The organism is Streptomyces sp. NPDC049970, assembly GCF_040660235.1.
Classification (GTDB): Bacteria; Actinomycetota; Actinomycetes; order Streptomycetales; family Streptomycetaceae; genus Streptomyces.
This window is the reverse complement of the sequence record NZ_JBFALP010000005.1, coordinates 268,012-288,051: the sequence shown is the minus strand read 5'-3', so window position 1 is coordinate 288,051 and position 20,040 is coordinate 268,012. Positions and strand designations below refer to the sequence as shown.

Annotated in this window: 14 protein-coding genes; 3 read left to right on the top strand and 11 right to left on the bottom strand. The window is 72.8% G+C overall.

Annotated elements, in window-relative coordinates; translation table 11 throughout:
* The first annotated feature begins 55 nt into the window (after positions 1–55).
* Positions 56–463, top strand: a complete 408-nt coding sequence (locus tag AB0I83_RS12500; RefSeq protein ID WP_363304543.1) for a hypothetical protein — start codon at positions 56–58, stop codon at positions 461–463.
* A gap of 69 nt (positions 464–532) precedes the next feature.
* Here AB0I83_RS12500 and AB0I83_RS12495 read toward each other — a convergent pair whose 3' ends face one another.
* From AB0I83_RS12495 to AB0I83_RS12485, 3 genes are all read right to left on the bottom strand, one after another.
* Positions 533–955: a universal stress protein gene (locus AB0I83_RS12495; protein ID WP_356535830.1), complete on the bottom strand. Its 423-nt coding sequence runs from the start codon at positions 953–955 to the stop codon at positions 533–535.
* 91 nt (positions 956–1,046) lie between these two features.
* The gene (locus AB0I83_RS12490) at positions 1,047–1,706 is read right to left on the bottom strand and encodes an FMN reductase (RefSeq protein WP_363304542.1); all 660 of its coding nucleotides are present in this window, start codon (positions 1,704–1,706) and stop codon (positions 1,047–1,049) included.
* Positions 1,707–1,711: 5 nt separating this feature from the next.
* Positions 1,712–2,806, bottom strand: coding sequence for an LLM class flavin-dependent oxidoreductase (locus AB0I83_RS12485; RefSeq protein ID WP_356535769.1), 1,095 nt, complete (start codon positions 2,804–2,806; stop codon positions 1,712–1,714).
* Positions 2,807–3,179: 373 nt separating this feature from the next.
* Between AB0I83_RS12485 and trpS the strand changes: the two genes are divergently transcribed.
* A complete protein-coding gene (gene trpS / locus AB0I83_RS12480) occupies positions 3,180–4,274 on the top strand; it encodes a tryptophan--tRNA ligase (protein ID WP_363304541.1) in 1,095 nt (364 codons plus the stop codon).
* A 39-nt stretch (positions 4,275–4,313) separates the two neighbouring features.
* Here the strand turns inward: trpS and AB0I83_RS12475 are convergent, their stop codons facing one another.
* From AB0I83_RS12475 to AB0I83_RS12460, 4 genes are all read right to left on the bottom strand, one after another.
* Complete coding sequence (locus tag AB0I83_RS12475; RefSeq protein WP_356535771.1) at positions 4,314–6,329, bottom strand: NAD(P)-binding protein; 2,016 nt, start codon at positions 6,327–6,329, stop codon at positions 4,314–4,316.
* 17 nt (positions 6,330–6,346) lie between these two features.
* Entirely contained in the window at positions 6,347–11,278 is a 4,932-nt protein-coding gene (locus AB0I83_RS12470) for a DNA repair ATPase (protein WP_363304540.1), read from the bottom strand.
* 160 nt (positions 11,279–11,438) lie between these two features.
* Entirely contained in the window at positions 11,439–13,550 is a 2,112-nt protein-coding gene (locus tag AB0I83_RS12465; protein ID WP_356535773.1) for a flotillin family protein, read from the bottom strand.
* Positions 13,551–13,650: 100 nt separating this feature from the next.
* Positions 13,651–14,289, bottom strand: coding sequence for a hypothetical protein (locus AB0I83_RS12460; protein ID WP_363304539.1), 639 nt, complete (start codon positions 14,287–14,289; stop codon positions 13,651–13,653).
* Positions 14,290–14,572: 283 nt separating this feature from the next.
* Between AB0I83_RS12460 and AB0I83_RS12455 the strand changes: the two genes are divergently transcribed.
* Positions 14,573–15,649, top strand: a complete 1,077-nt coding sequence (locus tag AB0I83_RS12455; RefSeq protein ID WP_363304641.1) for a helix-turn-helix domain-containing protein — start codon at positions 14,573–14,575, stop codon at positions 15,647–15,649.
* A gap of 99 nt (positions 15,650–15,748) precedes the next feature.
* Here the strand turns inward: AB0I83_RS12455 and AB0I83_RS12450 are convergent, their stop codons facing one another.
* The 4 genes from AB0I83_RS12450 to AB0I83_RS12435 all read right to left on the bottom strand — a co-directional run bounded on the left by AB0I83_RS12450 (position 15,749) and on the right by AB0I83_RS12435 (position 20,025).
* On the bottom strand, positions 15,749–16,204 hold the full coding sequence (locus AB0I83_RS12450; protein ID WP_356535776.1) for a TerB family tellurite resistance protein: 456 nt from the start codon (positions 16,202–16,204) through the stop codon (positions 15,749–15,751).
* A gap of 264 nt (positions 16,205–16,468) precedes the next feature.
* Complete coding sequence (locus AB0I83_RS12445) at positions 16,469–17,716, bottom strand: cation:proton antiporter (protein ID WP_356535777.1); 1,248 nt, start codon at positions 17,714–17,716, stop codon at positions 16,469–16,471.
* Positions 17,717–17,718: 2 nt separating this feature from the next.
* On the bottom strand, positions 17,719–18,189 hold the full coding sequence (locus AB0I83_RS12440) for a TrkA C-terminal domain-containing protein (RefSeq protein WP_356535778.1): 471 nt from the start codon (positions 18,187–18,189) through the stop codon (positions 17,719–17,721).
* 396 nt (positions 18,190–18,585) lie between these two features.
* A complete protein-coding gene (locus AB0I83_RS12435; protein ID WP_356535779.1) occupies positions 18,586–20,025 on the bottom strand; it encodes an SPFH domain-containing protein in 1,440 nt (479 codons plus the stop codon).
* Positions 20,026–20,040 lie beyond the last annotated feature (15 nt).

Sequence of the window (20,040 nt, the reverse complement as noted above, 5' to 3'; positions counted from 1 at the left end):
ACCGGGTGTGCGCTGGAGGAACACAGCACGGGGGCGAGGGAAGGAGCCGTGCGCCATGGCCACACACGCGACGACGCCGACGCGCCGCCGACAGCACACCAGCACTCCGGCGCACGGGGGCCACACCCCGCTCGCCTGGGCGGTGCCGGTGGCGCTCGGCCTGATCGTCGGCTTCTGGGCCTTCTTCATCAAGCGGGACGGCGGGGCGACCACGGGCGGGCAGATTTGGCTGGGCGTCGTCTCCGGAGTCGCCTTCGCCGTGCTCTGCTACGCACTGGCGCTGGTCCGTCGGGCGCTGCCGCGCGAGCTGCGGGCCGCGTCGTACGGAGTGCTCGCCGGGGGTGCGGTGGGCTTCCTCGCCAGCCTGAACGGTAAGAGTGTCCTGTCGTCGAGCGTGCTCGGACTGGTGGTCGGCGCGGGCATGGCCCTCACCATGTTCTACGTCCACTACACGCACGAATGACCCGTGGCCCCCGTCCGCACGGCGGATTGCCGTGCGGACGGGGGCCACGAGGTCAGGGCACGGGCCGGTTCAGTCGCGGACGACGGTCACCGGGCAGGTGGCGTGCTGGGTGACGTGCAGGCTGACCGAGCCGAGCAGCGTCGCCTTGAAACCGCTGTACCCGCGTGCACCGACGACCAGCAGGTTCGCGCCCCTGGCACGCTCCAGCAGGGACTGGGCCGGGTTGCCGATCACGACGACCTTGTCGACGGCCGCCGCGCCCTCGGCGCCGAGGGCCTCCTCCAGCGCCTCGGTGAGCGCCACGGTCGCCACCGCCTGCGGGTCGAAGTCCTCCGGCAGGCCCGGCGTCATGGACGCCCAGCTGGTCGCGGGGTACTCCCAGCTGTTCACCGCCTCGACGGTGTCACCGGTCAGTTCGGCCTGGCGCACCGCCCAGCGCAGCGCCTTGATCGACGCGTCCGATCCGTCCACGCCCACGACGATCCTGCCCATCTCTGCCTCCAGCTGCTCGAACATCTCCGGCATTCGACTACGACTCCAGTCAAACCGACTTCCGGCGGTCGTGCAGGTCCCGGCGCCGCTGTCAGCCGGTCCGCAGCTCCGCGAGCTGCTGCTCGAACGGCACGAGCCCGTCCTCGCCGTCGTCGAGCGTGGGCGCGCGTGAGGCGCCCGCGACGGTGCGCCCGGTGACGGCGGAGGCCAGCTCGCCGCCGGCGCGCCGGATCCGGGCGGGCAGCCCCTCGGTGTACTCGTCGCCCTGAGAGCCCCAGTCCTCCGAGGCCGCGTAGACGGACGTCGGCAGGACCACGGCCCGCAGGTAGGCGAAGAGCGGGCGCATCGCGTGCTCCAGGACCAGCGAGTGCCGGGGCGTGCCCCCGGTCGCCGCGACGACGACGGGCTTTCCGGTCAGGGCGGTGTTGTCGATCAGGTCGAAGAAGGACTTGAACAGCCCGCTGTACGAGGCGGTGAAGACGGGCGTCACGGCGATCAGGCCGTCCGCCCCGGTCACCGCGTCGATCGCCTCCTTCAGGCGGGACGGCGGGAATCCGGTGACCAGGTGGTTGGCGATGTCGACGGCCAGATCGCGCAGTTCGACGACCTGGACCTCGACCCGGCGGTCCTGGCCGGCGGCCAGCCGCTCGCGAGTGGCCTCGGCGAGCCGGTCGGCGAGCAGCCGGGTGGACGACGGGCTGCTGAGCCCCGCCGCGACGGCGACGATCCTCAGGGGCGTGGTGGCGAACACGGTGTTCAGACCTCCTTCGACGCGGCTGCGGCACGGGCGGCGGCGACCGCCGGGTGGATCGGGGCGTCCGGCACTCCGGCCGGGCGCAGGCGGGCGAACTCCTTGCGCAGCACGGGCACGACCTCCTCGCCCAGGAGGTCGAGCTGCTCCAGGACCGTCTTCAGCGGCAGTCCCGCGTGGTCCATGAGGAAGAGCTGGCGCTGGTAGTCGCCGACGTCCTCGCGGAAGGACAGGGTCCGGTCGATGACCTCCTGCGGGGAGCCGACGGTCAGCGGGGTCTGCCGGGTGAAGTCCTCCAGCGAGGGCCCGTGGCCGTAGACCGGGGCGTTGTCGAAGTACGGCCGGAACTCCCGCACGGCGTCCTGCGAGTTCTTCCGCATGAACACCTGGCCGCCCAGGCCCACGACGGCCTGTTCGGCGGTGCCGTGCCCGTAGTGGGCGTACCGGCGCCGGTAGAGGTCGACCATCTTCCTGGTGTGCTCCATGGGCCAGAAGATGTTGTTGTGGAAGAAGCCGTCGCCGTAGTACGCGGCCTGCTCGGCGATCTCCGGGGAGCGGATGGAGCCGTGCCAGACGAACGGCGGGACGCCGTCCAGCGGGCGGGGGGTCGCGGTGAAGGACTGCAGCGGGGTGCGGAACTTCCCCTCCCAGTCGACGACGTCCTCGCGCCACAGCTTGTGCAGCAGCGCGTAGTTCTCGACGGCGAGCGGGATGCCCTGCCGGATGTCCTTGCCGAACCAGGGGTAGACCGGCCCGGTGTTGCCGCGGCCCATCATCAGGTCGACGCGGCCGTCGGCGAGGTGCTGGAGCGTGGCGTAGTCCTCGGCGATCTTCACCGGGTCGTTGGTGGTGATCAGGGTGGTCGAGGTGGAGAGGATCAGCTTCTCGGTGCGGGCGGCGATGTAGCCGAGCGTGGTCGTCGGCGAGGACGGGACGAACGGCGGGTTGTGGTGCTCGCCGGTCGCGAAGACGTCCAGGCCCACTTCCTCGGCCTTGAGCGCGATCGCGAGGGTCGCCTTGATCCGCTCGTTCTCGCTCGGTGTCCTGCCGGTCGTGGGGTCGGTGGTGACGTCCCCGACGGTGAAGATCCCGAACTGCATGGCGCCCGCCTCCAATGGGTGTTGAGCGAGAGTGGTTGAACGTTGAACTATGTGAACACACCCTACAACGGCACACCCCCCTTCTCTATTCCTCCCGCCCCGAGGTCCTGCGGGAACGTGCCGGGAGGCGGGGCACCGGTGTCCGGCGCCGGTACCCGCCAGGGCGTCGTACGCCGCCAGGGATCGCAGGACACCCCTTACACTCGCCCCATGACCTCCGTACCGTGCCGTGGCTGGTGGCGCTCCTCCTAGGAGCGGCCGCCTCCACCAGCACGGAACCAGGGCCGTTCGACACACGGACGGCCCTTCTCCATGCCCCACCGCTCCGCGACGGGCCGTCCTCCACGCGTACACCACCGCCGAGGAGAGCCCCGTGACCACCACCACCGACCTGCCTGTCGGCCCCGCCGCGCGCCGCAGCGCCGAGATCGAGCAGCGGCTCGCCCAGGACCCCGGAGCCTTCCGGGTCCTCACCGGGGACCGGCCCACCGGGGCCCTGCACCTCGGGCACTACTTCGGCACCCTCCACAACCGGGTGCGGCTCCAGGACCTCGGCGTGGAGGTCTTCGTCCTCATCGCCGACTACCAGGTCCTCACCGACCGGGATGTCGCCGAGCGGCTCACCGAGCACGTGGAGGGGCTGCTCCTCGACCACCTCGCGATCGGGATCGACCCCGCCCGCTCGACGGTCTTCAACCACAGCGCGGTCCCCGCACTCAACCAACTGCTGCTGCCCTTCCTCTCCCTCGTCTCCGTCGCCGAACTCGGCCGCAACCCCACCGTCAAGGAGGAGATCGCGCACTCCCGGCAGGCCGCCGTCACCGGGCTCATGTACACCTACCCGGTGCACCAGGCCGCCGACATCCTGTTCTGCAAGGGCAACCTCGTGCCGGTCGGCCAGGACCAGCTGCCGCACCTGGAGACCGCCCGTACGGTCGCCCGGCGTTTCAACGAGCGGTACGGCCGCGTCTTTCCGGAACCCGAGGCGCTGCTCTCCGCCGCGCCCCTGCTGCTCGGCACCGACGCCACCAAGATGAGCAAGAGCCGGGGCAACTCCATCACCCTGGGGGCGGACGCCGACGAGACCGCCCGCCTCGTCAGGGGCGCGACCACCGACGCCGAACGGCACATCACCTACGAGCCCGGGAGACGGCCCGGCGTCTCCAGCCTGGTGCTGCTGGCCGCGCTCTGTCTCGACCGCGACCCGCACGACGTCGCCGAAGAGATCGGGAACGGCGGCTCGGCCGCGCTCAAGCGGACCGTGACGGAGGCCGTCAACGCCCGCATGGCCCCGATCCGGGCCCGACGGGCCGAGTACGCCCGGGACATGGGTTACGTACGTGAGGTGCTCCGTGCCGGGAACGAGCGGGCGAACGCCGTGGCCGACGCGACCCTCCGGGAGGTGCGGGAGGCGATGGGTACGCCGATGCAGCCCCTGGGCGCCGGCCCGGTCGACGGCCGGGTGTGATCGGGGGCCGGGCACGCCCGACGGCGCTGCGGCCCCGGCTCAGCGGCGGATCGTCGAGCGCTGCCTGCGGAGCAGTTCGGCCAGGCCCCGCCGGGTCGCCGCGATCACCACCCGGTCCTCCGCCCGCAGGACGTAGCCCGGGTGCAGGTCCCAGACCAGGCCGGCCGGCCGGTCGGCGGCGGCCCCCGCGCCCGAGGGGGCGAGCGGGTCGTAGGGCGGCGTGGCGGCCAGGTCCGGGAGGCGGTCGGCCGGCGGGGTGGCGTCCAGGGCGAGGACCCGCCACGAGCCGGCCCGGAACGCCTGGTCGACGGTCCGGCCCTCCAGCTGGGGGTGCCCCGCCACCTCCAGGGCGGCGAACAGCATCACCTTGCGCTCGACGGGTACCGCCCCCAGGATCTGCCGCCCCATCATGGCCACCGCGAACGACGGCGCCGCCAGGTGGGACACCGAGCGGGAACGGGTCAGGGCGTGCGGGTGCGCGGTGCGCAGGGTGCGGTAGACGGCGGTCGCGAACTCGTCGTCGAACAGGCGCAGCGCGACCCGGAGGTTCGGCTTCACCGAGCGGGCGTACAGCGCGGCTTCGAGGTTCGTCGTGTCGACGCTGGTGAGGGCGAGAAGCGCGCGGGCCCGGCGGATCTTCGCGGCCTCCAGTACGCCCTCCTGGGTGACGTCGCCCAGGACGGTCGGTACGTGCAGGCTGCGGGCCAGCGGGATACCGCGCGCCTCCGGATCCTCCTCGACCACGACGACGGGGATGTCCAGCTCGCGCAGCCGCACCAGCACCCTGGTGCCGATCTTGCCGAGGCCCAGCAGGACCACATGGCCCGAAAGGCCGCGCGGCGGGCGGCGCAGCGAGGACGCGGTGCGCAACGAGCCGAACGCCTCCAGGACGGCGGCGACCAGCAGCGGCAGCAGCAGGAGTCCGGCCGTCCCGGACAGCAGCTGGATGACCTGGCGGGACGGCGGGTCGGTGTCCTCCACGGCGGGGTCACCCATCGCCAGCAGGTCGAGCATCGTCAGGTAGGCGGCGTGCAGCGGGCTGTCACCCGTGGTGATCACCGACGCGACGGCGAGGGCGACGACGGCCGCCGCGACGCCCAGCGCGGACCAGCGCAGCCGGCGCGAGAAGACCTGTCCGAGCGGGGCTCCCCTGCCTCCCATCCGGCTGGGCCCCCGGTCGGGTCCGGCCTGGCTGATGGCCTCCAGGACGATCGAGCCCCGGCCGGTCGCGGCGTTCACCGTCGCCCGGTCGGGCAGGAGCTGCGGCCCCTCGTCGCCGCTGCTGTCGGAGCCCTCGGCGCCCGCCGGGTCCTGGCTGGTGGAGGAGAGCAGCGCCAGCGTGCACAGCCCGGGGTCGGCGAGTTCGCCCTGCCGGGGCGGGGTGCGCTCGACCGCGCGCAGGAGCAGTCCCTCGGCCTGGATGACCTTGCTGCTGCCGGTCAGCGCGGTGGCGGCCAGGGCGGGGGCGGCCGTGTCGGCGTCGGACAGGACGGTGGTGGAGGCGTCCAGCGCGGCCGGGTCCAGGCCGGGCATGGAGACGGCCGCCGCCTGGTCGAGCAGGGTCTCCAGGTGCTGGCCGAGCTTGCGGTTGTACAGCCGGATGACGAGTCGCAGGCGGGGGTTGAGCCGACGGGCCGTCAGGGCGGCGCGGATGTTCCGCTCGTCGTCGTCGTAGACGAGCGCGAGCGCGGCCGCCCGGTCGGCGCCCGCCTCCTCCAGCGCCTCGTCCGATGGTTCGTACGCCTCGATGATGCGGACGGACTCGACCCCGGCGTTCGTGTCGCCGTCGGTGTTTCCGGCGCCCGCTCCGTTGCGGTTCATCGCCGCCGACATCCGGCCGAACAGCGCGCTCGCACGCGCGCGTTGGGTCAGCGGCAGCTCCGGGCGGCTGGTGTCCCGCCCTGGCGGTAGCAGGAGGGTGACCCGCTCCCCGTACACGTAGCGCAGCTCCACGGCGAGCCGACGGGCGAGGGCGTCGTCGCCGCAGACGACCATGTGGCCGTTGCTCGGGGGTCGTTGGGGCTGCTGAGGAAGTGGTGGCACGAAGCCCAGCATGCCTTGTTCCCTCCTGTTCAGTCGGGCGTGTCGGTGATCATCGCGTGACGGGGCGGTGGATCCGCGTCGGGATGTCGGGAACCGGCCGCCCGTCCGATGGCGGCCTCGACCGCCGCGAGCCGGTCCGCGAGCAGTCCCAGGGCGCCGACGGCCCGGGCCGCGGGATCACCGTCCGGGCCTCCGAGCGCCTGCGCGCGCACGTAGGCGGAGGCGATCGCCGCCCGGCGTTCCGCCTGCGCCGGGGTGAGCGTGCCCCGCAGGGCGGCCAGCTTCAGCAGGTTCGACTCGGCGTCATGGGTGAGCGTCCCGGCCTCGCCCGCGTAGTGGTCGTCGACGACGGCGGCGAGCTCGGCGTCGTTCATGACCGGCACGATCCGTTCCGCGATCCTGTTCATGTCGCGGTAGGAGCCCTGCAGCCGGAACGGCGGCTCGGTGCGCGTCGCGTCCGTCTGCGCCGCCGAGGCGATGTACGCCGCGTTCACCGCGAGGACGGTGTCCCTGGCGGTGAGCAGATGGCGCAGGACCGCGAGGATCCGGTCCAGTTCGGCGGAGCTGTACGGGTGCTCCAGTCGGTCCGCGCGGGCCGCCTGGTCCCCGCCGCCGCGCGGTTCGGACGCGAGGCGCACCAGTAGGTCGAGGTCGCCGCGGGAGCGGGACGCGAGCGGGGCAAGCACGGGATTGGCGGTCAGGGCGTTCTCGACGAAGCTCAGCGCGAAGACGTCGTCCCGGCCGCCCAGGACCTCGCCGAGGTTCCACACGTCGGCCCGGTTGGCGAGCATGTCCGGGATCCGGAAGCGCGCGCCGGACTCGGTGTACGGATTGCCTGCCATGACCACCGCGAACCGCTTGCCGCGCAGGTCGTAGCTGCGCGGCTGCCCGTCCACCACGCCTTCGACCCGCCGGGTGGCGTCGCAGAGCGGGATGAACTTCTGGAGGAACTCCGGCGAGGTGTGCTGGATGTCGTCCAGGTGGAGCAGGGTGTTGGCGCCCGATTCGAAGGCGAAGTTGATCTTCTCGACCTCCTGGCGCGCGGTCGCCCCGGGGGCCAGGTCGGGGTCGAGGGAGGTCACCTCGTGCCCGAGGTTCGGGCCGCTGACCTTGACCAGGACCATCCCGAGCCGTTCCGCGACGTACTCCATGAGGGTCGTCTTGCCGTAGCCCGGCGGTGACAACAGCAGCAGCAGCCCCTGTGAGTCGGTGCGCCGGTCCGCGTCGGCCGTGCCGATCTGCTTGGCCAGGCTGTCGCCGATGAGCGGGAGGTACACCTCGTCCAGCAGTCTGTTGCGGACGAAGGAAGGCACGGCGCGCGGCCTGTGGTCCTCCAGCCGCAGCCGGGAGCGTTCCGCCGAGACCAGGCTGGTGCGCAGCCGCTGGTACGCGCGGAATCCCGGCACCGTGTGCGTCCTGAAGCCGGCCGTGCGGGCGAGCAGTTCGTCCAGCCGGACCGTCAGCCGCCCCCTCTCCAGACGTGGATGGTCGCCCAGCAGACCCTCCACGGTCGCGGTGAGCGGCGCGTCGCACTCGTAGCGCTCCAGATCCGGGCACAGCTCCACGGCGACCGCCTCCACCAGGTCCCCGGCGTCCACGTCCGAGCCGCTCGAGGCGGCGTACGAGGCGAGCCAGCCCTCGACCAGCCGGTGCCGCGCGGTGAGGTCGCCGCAGAGGGCGGCGAGGTCGTCGTCGTACGCCGAACCGCCCACGGTCCGGCGGAACTTGTCCAGCAGTGTGCGGGCTCCGGCGCTCGTGGCGAAGCCCGGGGGACCGCCGGCCAACTCCTCGAAGAGGTACTCGGCGACGCCGTCCCCGGCCCCCATCGCCTCCGCCCACTCCGCCCGGAGCGTCGCGATGGCGGGGGCCGGTCCGAAGGTGTCGCGGGCGCGCGCGAGCGAACGGGCCTGCCGCGTCCAGGAGGCACGCAGGGCGTCGTCCGCGGTGTGCGCCCAGAACAGCTGGGCCGCCGCGCGGTCCGGGGAGGGGAAGCGCAGCAGGCCCGCCGCGGCGCGCAGCCGCAGCAGGGCGGTCAGGATCGTGAGGGCGTCCTCGTCGTGGACCCCGCGCTGGTGCCCCTCGTCGTACGCCGCCGCTGCCGCCTCCCGCACGAGCACGGCGAGGTCCCCCGCGGCCAGGGTGTCCGCGCCGTGCTCGTCCAGGAGCCGGGCGGCCAGGTGCTCGGCGCGGTAGACGTCCCGCGACTCCGAGGGCAGCCGCTGGTCCCAGTACGGGCGGGTCGCCGCGAACTCCGGGTCGGTGACCGGCGCCCGGTAGTCCGTGCCGGTGAGCGCGAAGGCGAGCCCGTCGCCGGAGGGCACCAGGGTCAGGTCGAAGGGCCGGCTGTTCACCGCGAAGCGGTGGCGGCCCAGCCGGATCACCGAGCCGCCGTCCGCGTACAGCTCGCCCCGGTCGCGCAGGGCGCGCGCCGCCTCCTGCCGTGCGGCCTTCAGCCGGCCCTCGAGCTCGTCGGCGCGCACCGGGTCGCCGAGTCCGCGCAGCTCGGCGGCGGTGCTGCGGACCCTGGCAACCATGGGGTCGGAGGCGAAGTACGTGTGGACGGCGTCCGGGTCCGACATCCCGGTCAGCCGCCGGGAGACGGTCTCCAGGACCCGGCCCGCCGACTCGGCGAGCCGCTCGGCGTGCCGGGCCCGGGCGTCCTGCAACGTCTGCTTCCGGCCCGAGAAGGCCTCGTGGACCTCGGTGCGGCGTTCGGCGAGAACGGCCAGGAAGTCGTCGTACTCCGCGAACCGGGACTCCAGGTTCTCCAGCCGGAGCAGCACCCCGGCCAGCTCCTCCTCGCAGGCCTCGGGAGTGCCGGCCGACGCGAGCGCCCCGGTGACGGTCTGCCCCAGCAGCGCGAACTCGGCGGCGAACTCGGCCCGCCCCTCCCGGGACATCAGCTCCTCGCGCCTCGTGCCGAGGACCGCGCGGGCGCGGTTGGTGCCGCCCAGTACCTCGGCGATCCGCTCCAGGACCGACGTGCGGACGGTGGCGTCGCCCATGTCCAGCCCGGCGACGACCTCCGTGACCGTGCCGAGCTCCTCCGTGATCGCGGTCAGCCGGTCCCCGGCCGCCGACGCGTCGGCGACGGTGTCCAGCGTGCCGGCCTCCGCGAGGATGTGGTCCAGGTCCGCGTGGTAGCCGGCGAACGCGTCGGGACGGGCGAGGAAGGCGACCGCCCGCTGGGCGGCCGACCCCAGATCCCGTTCGGTCTCCTCGCGGAGTGCGCCGATGCGCTCCGTGTCGGCGTACCGCATCGTGGCGAGCGTCGCCAGGCGGCCGTGTGCCCGCCTCAGTTCGGTGAGCCGGCCGACCCAGGCGGCGGCCGATCCCGGGGCCTCGCCCCGGATGCGGCGTACCAGGGCGGTGAGACCGGCGGCCGCCTCGTCGAGGGCCCCGGCGGCCTGCCTGGTCAGCTCCTGGACCGTGTCGAACTCGGCCACGATCCGCTGGGCGGTGTCCCGGAGCTCCTCCAACGGATCCGCCGGCGAGCCCAGTTCGGGGTCGGCGAGCCAGTGGTAGCGGTCCGCCGTCCGGGCGCAGTCGGTGACCAGCCGGCCGTACACGGCGGCGCTGGGGGCCGTGTCCCGGACAGCGTGCGCCAGGGCCAGGCAGTCGGAGATGCCGCGCACCAGGTCGGCATTGCCGGTCCGGGCCAGCGGGCCCGTTCCGGCGGGGCGGGACGCGGCATGGGTGTCGGAGAGGTACGGGGTCCGCCAGCGTTGCAGCGGGTGGACACGGCCGGGCCCGTCCGCACCGTCCCTGAGCAGGAACAGGGTGCCGTCGTCGAGGAGTGCGTGACCCCGGCCGAGCAGCGGGGCGGCGACCTCCTGGCGGATGAGGTTGTACGGGAGGAGCAGGGTGCGGCTCTCGTCCCGGGACCGGAAGACGTAGAGCACGTCCTCGCCGTCGGGGGAGCGGACCGTGCCCTCGAACACGGGGTCCGCGAGCTCCTCGGAGGTGTCGAAGGTCCTGGCGGTGCCGGTGGCGAGGAGGTACCCGCCCGGGAAGACGATCCCCTGGTCCTCGGGGAGCCGGTGGCAGGACGGGCCGATCGCGTCGAGGCGCCGCACGGTGGACAGCAGCCTGTTGAAGACCAGGTGGCGCCACGCCGTCTCCTTGTACGGGCGCACCCGCAGCAGGATCAGCGGCCCGGCCTCGGCGTACTCGACGGTGGCGTCGGCCAGGGACTGCAGCGGCTCGTCGACGGGCTCCTGGTGGATCACCTGGGGGGATCCGGTGGCGTCGGCCGCCTTCACGGTGAGGGCGCCGCCCAGGGTGTCGACGAGGACCGTGCCCAGCACCGCGATATGCGGATGGCGGCCGGGCACGTGGGAATCCCGTCCCGCGGGCGTCCAGTCGAAGTCGTGCGACGGAGGGAAGACGTGGTCGCGGTCGCCCCGGGCGTCCAGGAAGGCCCCGGGCGAGCCGTCCGGGCCCAGCGCCCACCGCAGGACCCGGATGTCCTCGGCGGTCTCGCCGGTGCGGAAGACGGCGAGCAGCCGCCCGTCGACGCGCCGCAGCCGGAGCAGCCTCGCGTCGCGGTAGTAGCGGTGCAGACCGGCGAACTCCCTCACGAACGCCGCGTCGTCGAGGAGCCCCGCGCCGGCCCCCCCGGTGCCGGGACCCGGCTCGCGGAGCTCTCCGGTGCCGTGACCCGGCTCGCGGAGGACGAGCACGTCACCCACCCCGGCGTCCCCGCGTGCCCCCGGCCCGCGTTCGAACCCGAACAGCAGCCGCCCGCCCACGGCCACGACATCGCGCGCCACCGCGGCGTGCTCCGTCCGCACCTGTTCGGTCGCCAGCAGTTCGAGCCCGGCCGACCCGAACTCCTCGGTCCGCCGCGCGTTGAGCGCCTCGGCCCGCCGCGCCAGCTCGTCCGCGTGCTCCCCGAGCCGCCGCCTGAGCACCTCGTAGGCGTCGGCGTCGGCATCGGTGAGGGTGATGTCGCGGTCCATGAGTGAGGCTCCCTACGAGATGACGTCCGACTGCCCGGGCCGCCGATCTGCGCCGGCGACCCCCTTCCGGCCGGGCGGCCCCGGCCGGTTGCGCGCGGCCCGGTGACCCGCCCGTCCGTGCGGTGGCCGGACGCGCCCCGGCCACCGCACGGACCGGCGGCTACCCCACGGCCGCCCCGTTGCTCGCGGCCGTGCCGGGCGAGGCGCCGGCCGACAGCGAGGACACCGTCATCCCCGCGAGACCCAGCTCCTCGGCCGCCGCGAGGAGCTGCCCGACCTGCCCGGAAGCCGCCCCGGACGACCCCATGAGCCGCATCAGCAGGGCCGACACCGTCAGGTCCCGCACATCGCCCGTGGACACCGGACCCAGCACCCGGGTCAGGTCGTCCGTGAAGGACCCCCTGCCGTCGAGCCACGGGCCCGCCAGCGCCTGTGCCGTCTTCGAGTTCTCCACGAACCCGTCCACGCTCCGTCCCATCGAGACCGACGAGACGAGCCGGTCGAGGAAGACCGAGTCGCCGCCGACGATGTCGATGTCCGCGTTCTCCAGCCCCGTCGCCAGCACGGTCGCCTGGGACTCCGCGATCTGCCGCCGCACGTCGAACTCCGCCAGCCGGATCTCCTTCTCCGCGGCCAGCCGCAGCCGGTACTCCTCGTGCCCGCGCGACGCCTCGTCCAGCGCGGCCATCGCCGCCGCCTTCTGTGTGAGCCCCTCCGCCTCGGCCTTCAGCTTCTCGCCGATCACCGCCGCGTCCGCCGTCGCCTGGGCCCGCGTGCCCTCGGCGACCGCCAGAGCCTTGACGCGCGCACCCTCCGCCTCGGCCCTGAGGCGTGCCTGGGTCGCCTGCGCCTCCGCGAGGCCCGCCTTCTCGGTGACCTCGGCCTCGGCGTCCCGGACCTGGACGTCGGCGAGTCCCGCCGCGGCGCTCTCCGCCTGGACGCCCTCCGCGAGCCGCAGCTTCGCCTGCGCGTCGAGGTCGGCCGTCTTCAGCCGGGCGTCCGCGAGCGTCAGCTGCTCCGCCGCCCGGTGGACGGCGGCGGCCTCCGCCGCCTCGGCCGCCTTGATGTCCTTGACCAGTTTCTCCTGCGCCTCGGCCTCGGCCGCGATGATCACGGACCTGCGCGTGCGCTCCGACTCCTCGACGGCCCGCAGGGTCAGGATCGACTCCTCCTGCTCGGCGACCGTACGGTCCACGGCGATCCGCTCCCGGATGACGTCGGCGACCTCCCGGCGCTCGGCCTCGACCTCCTTCGTCGCGGCGATGCGGTTCAGCTCGGTCTCGCGCTCACGCCCGATGACCTCCAGCAGCCGGTCCTTCTCGATGCGCTCGTTCTCCACCGCGATGACCCGCTCGCGGTTCTTCTGCGCGACCGCGACCTCGCGTGCCTGGTTCTCCCGCTGGATGCCCAGCTGCTCCTCGGTACGGATGAACGCGCCCTGCGAACCGAGCCGCTCCTCCTCCTGCACCCGGGCGGTGGCCGACTCCTCGCGGGCCCGCAGGGTCTCCACCTCGCGGCGCTGCTTGATCTCGGCCTCCGCCTGCCGGCGCTCCAGCTCCAGGATGGTCTCGCGGGCGTCGACGTCCTGCCGGGTGATCTCCTTCTGCTCGGTGCGCTGGAACTCGTTGGTCCGCACGTGCTCGATCGCCGTCAGTTCGGTGATCTTCCGGATGCCCTGCGCGTCCAGGATGTTGGCGCCGTCGAGCTGCGCCATCGGCGTCTGCTCCAGGAAGTCGATCGCGGCGTCGTCGAGGTGATAGCCGTTCAGGTCGGTCCCGATGACCCGGATGATCCGGTCCCGGAACTCCTCGCGCTTGGTGTACAGGTCGACGAAGTCGAGCTGCTTGCCCACGGTCTTGAGCGCCTCGGAGAACTTCGCGGCGAAGAACTCCTGGATGGCGACCTTGTCGCTGGCCCGCTCCGTCCCGATGGCCTGCGCGACCTTGATGACGTCCTCGACGGTCTTGTTGACCCGCACGAAGAACGTGATGTGGATGTCGGCCCGGATGTTGTCCTGGCAGATCAGGCCCTCGCGGCCGGTCCGCCGGATCTCGATGGTCTTCACCGAGATGTCCATGGTCTCGGCCTTGTGCAGCACCGGCATGACGACCGCGCCGGTGAAGGTGACGTCGACCTTCTTGGTCTTGGAGATGATCAGCGCCTTGCCCTGCTCGACCTTGCGGAAGAGGCGGGTGATGACGAGGACCAGGGCGATGGTGATGAGCAGGACAACGGCGATGAGCACGCCGATGCCCAGGGAGATGGCATCCATGTCAGTCCTTGGCGTCCGTGAGGCGTACGGAGATGAGGGCGCGTCCCGAGCGAGGGCACGCGGAACCACGGGCGCGGGGCCCGGTGGCGGGGGAAGGGGGTCAGCCGGCCTTGTGCGGCGCGTGCCGCGGGGCGAGTGCCGCGTCGTACGACGAGACCCAGAAGAACTCGCCGTCGGCGTCGTAGGCGTAGAGGAGCCCGGTGCTGCCGGAGGTGAGCACCTCGGCGGCTGCGGACGGCCGTACCGGCTGTCGCACCTGCACGACCGCGGTCGAACCGTCGGCCGCCGCGACCTCCGCCTGCCCGAAGTCGGAGCTGACGGAACCCGTGCGGACCGTGCAGACCTGACCCACGAAGTCCTCGCGTGACGGGGGAGGTTCCGCCGGGAAGTACCGGCGGAAGTGGCGTACGAGCAGGCGCACCACGCCCCAGGCGATCAGCAGCGCGCCCGCGAGTACGGCGGCGTGGAGCAGCGCCCGGGAGGTTCCGACAGCCCCTCCGCGCAGCACCAGGACCGAGCCGGCCAGGCCGGTGAACCAGGAGACGGCGACGAACAGCGACACCGACACGGAGACCGGCACCCCGCCGAAGCCGACCGCTTCCGCGTCGAGGTCGGTGTCGAAGGAGTCGTGTCCGGCCGCTCCGGCCAGCACCAGCAGCCAGAAGCAGACGACGACCACCAGAGCGGCGCCGAACAGGACGGCCGGGAAGGCGAGTGCTGCGGAAAGGAATTCGGTCATCGGGCCCACCCCCTGCGACGCTGTGCGTGCGTTACGGAACGGGTGGCGGGCGGACGGGGGCACCGACGCCGCGAGGCCGTTGAACGGCCTCGCGGCAACCGGATTCTCCCCCGTGATCCCCCGTTTTCTCCCCCGTGTGTTGCTGAACGGATCGTGTCATCCGGGGGCGCCGTGAGCACTGCCGGAATCCGGCAGCGTTCACGGAGTCGTCCTGCCGGGCACCGGAACCGGGCCGTGCGCGTTGGTGAGGTGAAGGTGCCGGTGACGTATGGAGGAGAGCGCAGTGGCGGAGCCCGACATCCCCGAGGAGTTCCTGGACGGCTACGCCCGGATCCTGTCCGAGGTCGCGGCCACCGGACGCCGCCTGACCCGCGACGAGTTGGAGGCCCGCCGCTCCCTGGGCAGGGAGGCGGCCGAGGCGGGGCACCAGCTCCGGGCCCTGGTGAACCTGTACCTCGCCGAGACCCGTACCGCCTGGCCGGTCGGCCGTTCCGGGGCCGGTGCGGCGGTGGTTACCGACGCGGTGCTGGCCGCGGTGGAGCAGGCGGTCGACGCCTTCGCCGAGGGCTTCGAGCGCGCGCAGCGGCTCACCGTGCGGCGTGAGGAGGCGGCGCGGCGGGAGTTCATCGACGACCTGCTGTACGGGCGCAGCGACCTGGGCCGGCTCGCCGAGCGGGCGACCCGGTTCGGGCTGCGGCTCTCGCGGGCCCACGCCGTGGCGGTGGCCGCGGGGCCCGAGGCGTACACCGAGTCCGACGCCGTGCCACGCAGTGTGGAGTCGGCCCTGCTCGCGCGCTTCAGCGGCCGGAAGATCCTGCTGACGACCAAGGACGGGCGCCTCGTCTGCATAGCCCCGGGCAGTCAGCCGGACGTCCTGAGGTACTTCGCGAAGCAGGCCCACGCGGCGACGGACGGCGGCCAGGTCGCGGTCGGCCGCCCGCACCGTGGTCCCGGCGGGGTCGTCCACTCGTACGACGAGGCGCTCGACGCCCTCGATCTGGCGAAGAGGATGGCCCTGGACGACCCGGTGCTCTACGCGAGCGACCTGCTGGTCTATCCGGTGCTGACGCGGGACAGGCAGGCGATGGCCGATCTGGTGCGCAGCGAGCTCGGTCCGCTGAAGAGGGCGCGGGGCGGCGCGGAGCCGCTGCTGCGGACGCTGTCCACGTACTTCGACTCGGGCTGCGTCGCCGCCGAGACGGCCCGCAGACTGTCGCTGAGCGTGCGCGCCCTGACCTACCGGCTGGAGCGGATACACCAGCTGACCGGTTCCGACCCCTCCGACCCCATGCACCGCTACACACTGCAGACGGCGGTCATCGGGGCCCGGCTGCTGGACTGGCCGGCCAAGGAGCTCTGAGGCGTGGTCCGTCGCGGGTGCGGGACGCTCGCGCGACGGCCGGGGCGCGGGCCCGGTGCGTACGACCCGCGGCCTCCGGGCCGTACGCGGTGGTGCGACCTACAGGTCGAACTCGTGCGGCGGCAGGTCGAGCGCGAAGCACGCCTCCCGCACAACGGCCTGCTCGGACTTGTCGAAGTCGCCGTCGGCGCCGCCGATGACGATGCCGATCTGGATGACGGCGCGGGCCTCGGCGGGCTTCTTCTTCGCCTTGCCGATCTCCTGGAGCACGCTGACCTTGCCGAAGGCGAAGTCCGCGGTCAGCTTGTCCACGTAGGCGTTGAAGCGGCGTTGCAGGTCGTCCGCGGGGAAGTTCTGCAGCACGTCGTTGGTGGCGATCAGCGAGGCGACACGCTGCCGCTCGGACGGGTCGATGGAACCGTCGGCCGCTGCCACGAGGGCGCACATGGCCATGCTCGCGTCCCGGAACGCCCCGCTCTTCAGGTCGTTCTTCTTCGCCTCCAGCTGCGTCTGCATCGTCGACGCGGATTCCTTGATCCGATCCCAAAGGGCCATGACGTCTCCATACGTTGCGTTGACTTGTGATGCGCGAACCAGTCGAACTCTACAACTGTGTAGAAGGAGCGCGGGTGGTGCGTCCGTCTCACGCCGGTGCCCCGGACGGGAACCGGCCACCCGGGAGGACGCGACGCGGGGCGCGACGGATGTGGAGCCGGCGGACGCGGCGGGTGGCGCGAGGCCCCGGGAACGCGGCCGGCCCCGGGGCACGCCCCGGGGCCGTACACGCGCGGACGGGTCGGGCCCGCCCTCCCGTCGCGGTCAGTCGGAGTCGCGTCCCGCGTGCTCCGGTGTCAGGTCGTCGTGCGACGGCATCGGCTCGTCCCGCGCCGCGGCCGGCTTCTTCCCCCGGCCGGCCAGGGCCTTCTGGAGCTTCGACGCGACGGGCTCGGTCCACCGGGCGGTGAGCGGCCCGACGATCACCAGGATCAGGACGTACGCGGTCGCGATGGGCCCGATCCGCGGTTCCGTCGCCACGGCCAGACCGGCGATGACGATCGAGAACTCCCCGCGGGCGACCAGCGTGCCCCCCGCGCGCCAGCGGCCCCGGGGGCCGATACCGGCCCGCCGCGACGCGTACCAGCCCGTGCCGATCTTCGTGAAGACCGTGACGACCGCCAACAGCGCGGCCGGAAGCAGCACCGGCGGGATCTCCGCCGGATCGGTGGACAGCCCGAAGAACACGAAGAACACGGCGGCGAACAGATCCCGTAGCGGGGTCAGCAGCTTGCGGGCACCCTCGGCGACCTCACCGGACAGGGCGATGCCGACCAGGAACGCGCCGACGGCCGCTGACACCTGGAGCTGCTGCGCCACACCGGCCACCAGGACGGTGAGCCCGAGCACGACGAGCAGCAGCATCTCCGGGTTGTCGGAGGACACGGCCCGGCTGATGAGCCTGCCGTGGCGCAGGGCCAGGTACAGCACGAACCCGACCGTCCCGAGCGCGATCAGCAGCGCGATGCTGCCACCGGCCAGGCCGACACCGGCCAGCATCGCGGTGAGCAGCGGCAGATAGACGGCCATGGCGAGGTCCTCGATGACGAGGACGCCGAGGATGACGGGTGTCTCGCGGTTGCCGAGCCGCCCCATGTCGGTCATCACCTTGGCGATCACGCCCGAGGACGAGATCCAGGTGACCCCGGCCAGCGCGACGGCCCCGACCGGACCCCAGCCGAGCATCAGGCCGGCGATCGCACCGGGCGTCGCGTTGAGCACGAAGTCGACGGCTCCGGACGGGTACTGCGTCTTCAGGCTGGTGACGAGCTCGGAGGCGCTGTACTCGAGCCCGAGCAGCAGGAGGAGCAGGATGACGCCGATCTCCGCCCCGATGGCGGTGAACTCCTCGCTCGCACCGAGCGGCAGCAGACCGCCGTCCCCGAACGCGAGTCCGGCCAGCAGGTAGAGCGGGATCGGCGAGAGCCCTATGCGCCCGGCGAATCTTCCGATGATGCCGAGCCCCAGGATGACGGAGCCCAGCTCCACCAGCAGTGCGGTCGTGTCGTGCACGGTCAGCCCTCCGCAATGATCTCGGAGAGCGTGTCCACGCCCTCACGCGTTCCGACAACTACGAGCGTGTCCCCGATGGCCAGCCGGAAGTCCGGCCCCGGCGACGGATGCGCGCTGTGTGTGCGCAGGACGGCCACGATCGACGCCCCCGTCCGCGTCCGCGCCCGGGTGTCCCCGAGCAGCCGCCCGCCGTACGGCGAACGGGTCCCGAGCGGGATGTGCTCGGTGACCAGGTCGATCCCGTCGGTCCGTACGGCGTCGATCGGCGCGGCGTCGATGAGGTGGGCGAGACCGGTGGCCTCGGCCGTGGTCAGGGGGACGGAGAGCACGCACGAATCAGGGTCGTCCTGCTCGTAGAACCCCAGGAACCGCCGCCCGTCGTGATGCACGACGACCGAGATGTGCTGACCCGACTCCGTCGTGTAGTCGTACTGGACGCCGACTCCTGGCAGCGATGTGCGGTGGGTTCCCATGGCTTCCTCCCGGGGGGCGCGCGGCGGCAGGGCGACGCTTTTGATCATCTCTTTAGCTGCCCATTACCCTAACCGGGGTCTGCCTCCGCCTGTCGGGCGCCGGGACGGGCGGGCACGTGGTGGTGCCCCGCCGGCACGCTCCGGCGGCGTCGGGGATCCGCGAGGACGGCCGTTCGGCATCCGCCCGCCCGTCGGCCCCGCCGCCGAACCGCACACGCCTCTGAGGCACCGAGGCGGCCGCGGCCCTGACATGCGTGTGGCCCTGGCGGCCCGCGGCATCACCGCGTCGGCCGCCGAGGGCCGAGTCCGGGTGCCGTCCGCCCGGTGCTGCGAAGGGCGGCCCCGGGTACGGGCCGGCCGCGGCACCGGATCGGTACCGCGGCCGGATCCGACGCGTCAGTCCTTGATCTCGATCTTCTCGCCGCCGGACGCGGGGGACGGGACCGCGGGGACCGGAGCGGTGGCGCCGGCCTTGCCCTGCAGGTTCTTCAGCAGCGCACCCAGGTCGACCCCCGTGGTGGAGCTGAGGAGCTCGATGCCCTGCGCCACGTTGTCGGTGACCGTGCGGGACAGCTGACTGGCGCCGTCCGTCGAGATGACCGTCATCTTGTCGATCGCGCTGAGCGGCTCGGACGCCTTGGCGACGACCTGGGGGAGCACCTCGACCAGCATCTGCAGGACGGCCGCGTCGCCGTACTGCTTGAAGGCGTCGGCCTTCTTCTGCATGGCCTCGGCCTCGGCGGAGCCCCTCGCCGCGATGGCGGCGGCCTCGGACTCACCCTCGATGCGCAGGGCGTCGGCGAGTGCCGAGCGGTGGAGCTTCTCGCCCTGACCGGTCAGCCGGGACCGCTCCGCGTCGGCTTCGGCCTCCTTGACCTGGGCGATGCGGCGCGCCTCCGCCTCCTGCTCCGCGCGGTAGCGGGCCGCGTCGGCGGGCTTGCGGACCTTGGTGTCCAGTTCGCGGTCGGTCAGGGCCGCCTGGCGCTCGGCGACCTTCTCCTGCTCGGCGAGCACCTCCTGCTGGCGGGCGGCCTCGGCGAGGGGGCCGGCGGCGTTGGCCTTGGCCGCGGCGGCCTCGGTCTCCGCCTTGATCTCGGCCTGCTTGAGGTAGAACGTCCGCTCGGCGACGGCGATCTCCTCGGCCGCCTTCAGCCGGGCCTGCTCGGAGGCCCGCCGGGCGATGGCCTCGGCGATGTCGGCCTCCTGCTTGGCGCGGGCGGCCTCCGGACGGCCGAGGTCCTCCAGGTAGGAGCCCTCGGTGGTGATGTCCTGGATCTGGAAGGCGTCCAGGATGAGGCCCTGGCCGGAGAGGCTGGCCTCCGCCTCCTCGGCGACCTGCCCGGCGAACGCGGCGCGGTCGCGGATGATGTCCTCGACGGACATGCGGCCGACGATGGCCCGCAGCGCGCCGGAGAGCACTTCCTGGGTGAAGCCGACGATGCCGTTCTGCTGCTGGAGGAAGCGCTGGGCCGCGGCGCGGATCGAGTCCTCGCTGCCGCCGACCTTGACGATCGCGACGCCTTCGAGGTTGGACTTGACGCCCCGCAGCGTGACGGCGCCGCGCACGGCGACGGGGATGTGCCGGCTGGAGAGGTCGAGGGTGAACTTCTGCTGGACGAACGGTACGACGAAGACGCCGCCGCCCACGACGACCTTCTGACCGCTGTTGTCGATGCTGGTGCGGCCGGTCACCGGGTCGGTGGACTTCTTCCCGCGGCGCCCCGTGATGATGAAGGCCTGGCTGGGCCCCGCGACCTTGTACCGGGTGATCACGGCGAGGGCCAGGAGCACGAGAAGTACGACGATGCCGATGACGGCGATCACTACTGGACTCATAGAGGTGTCCCCCCT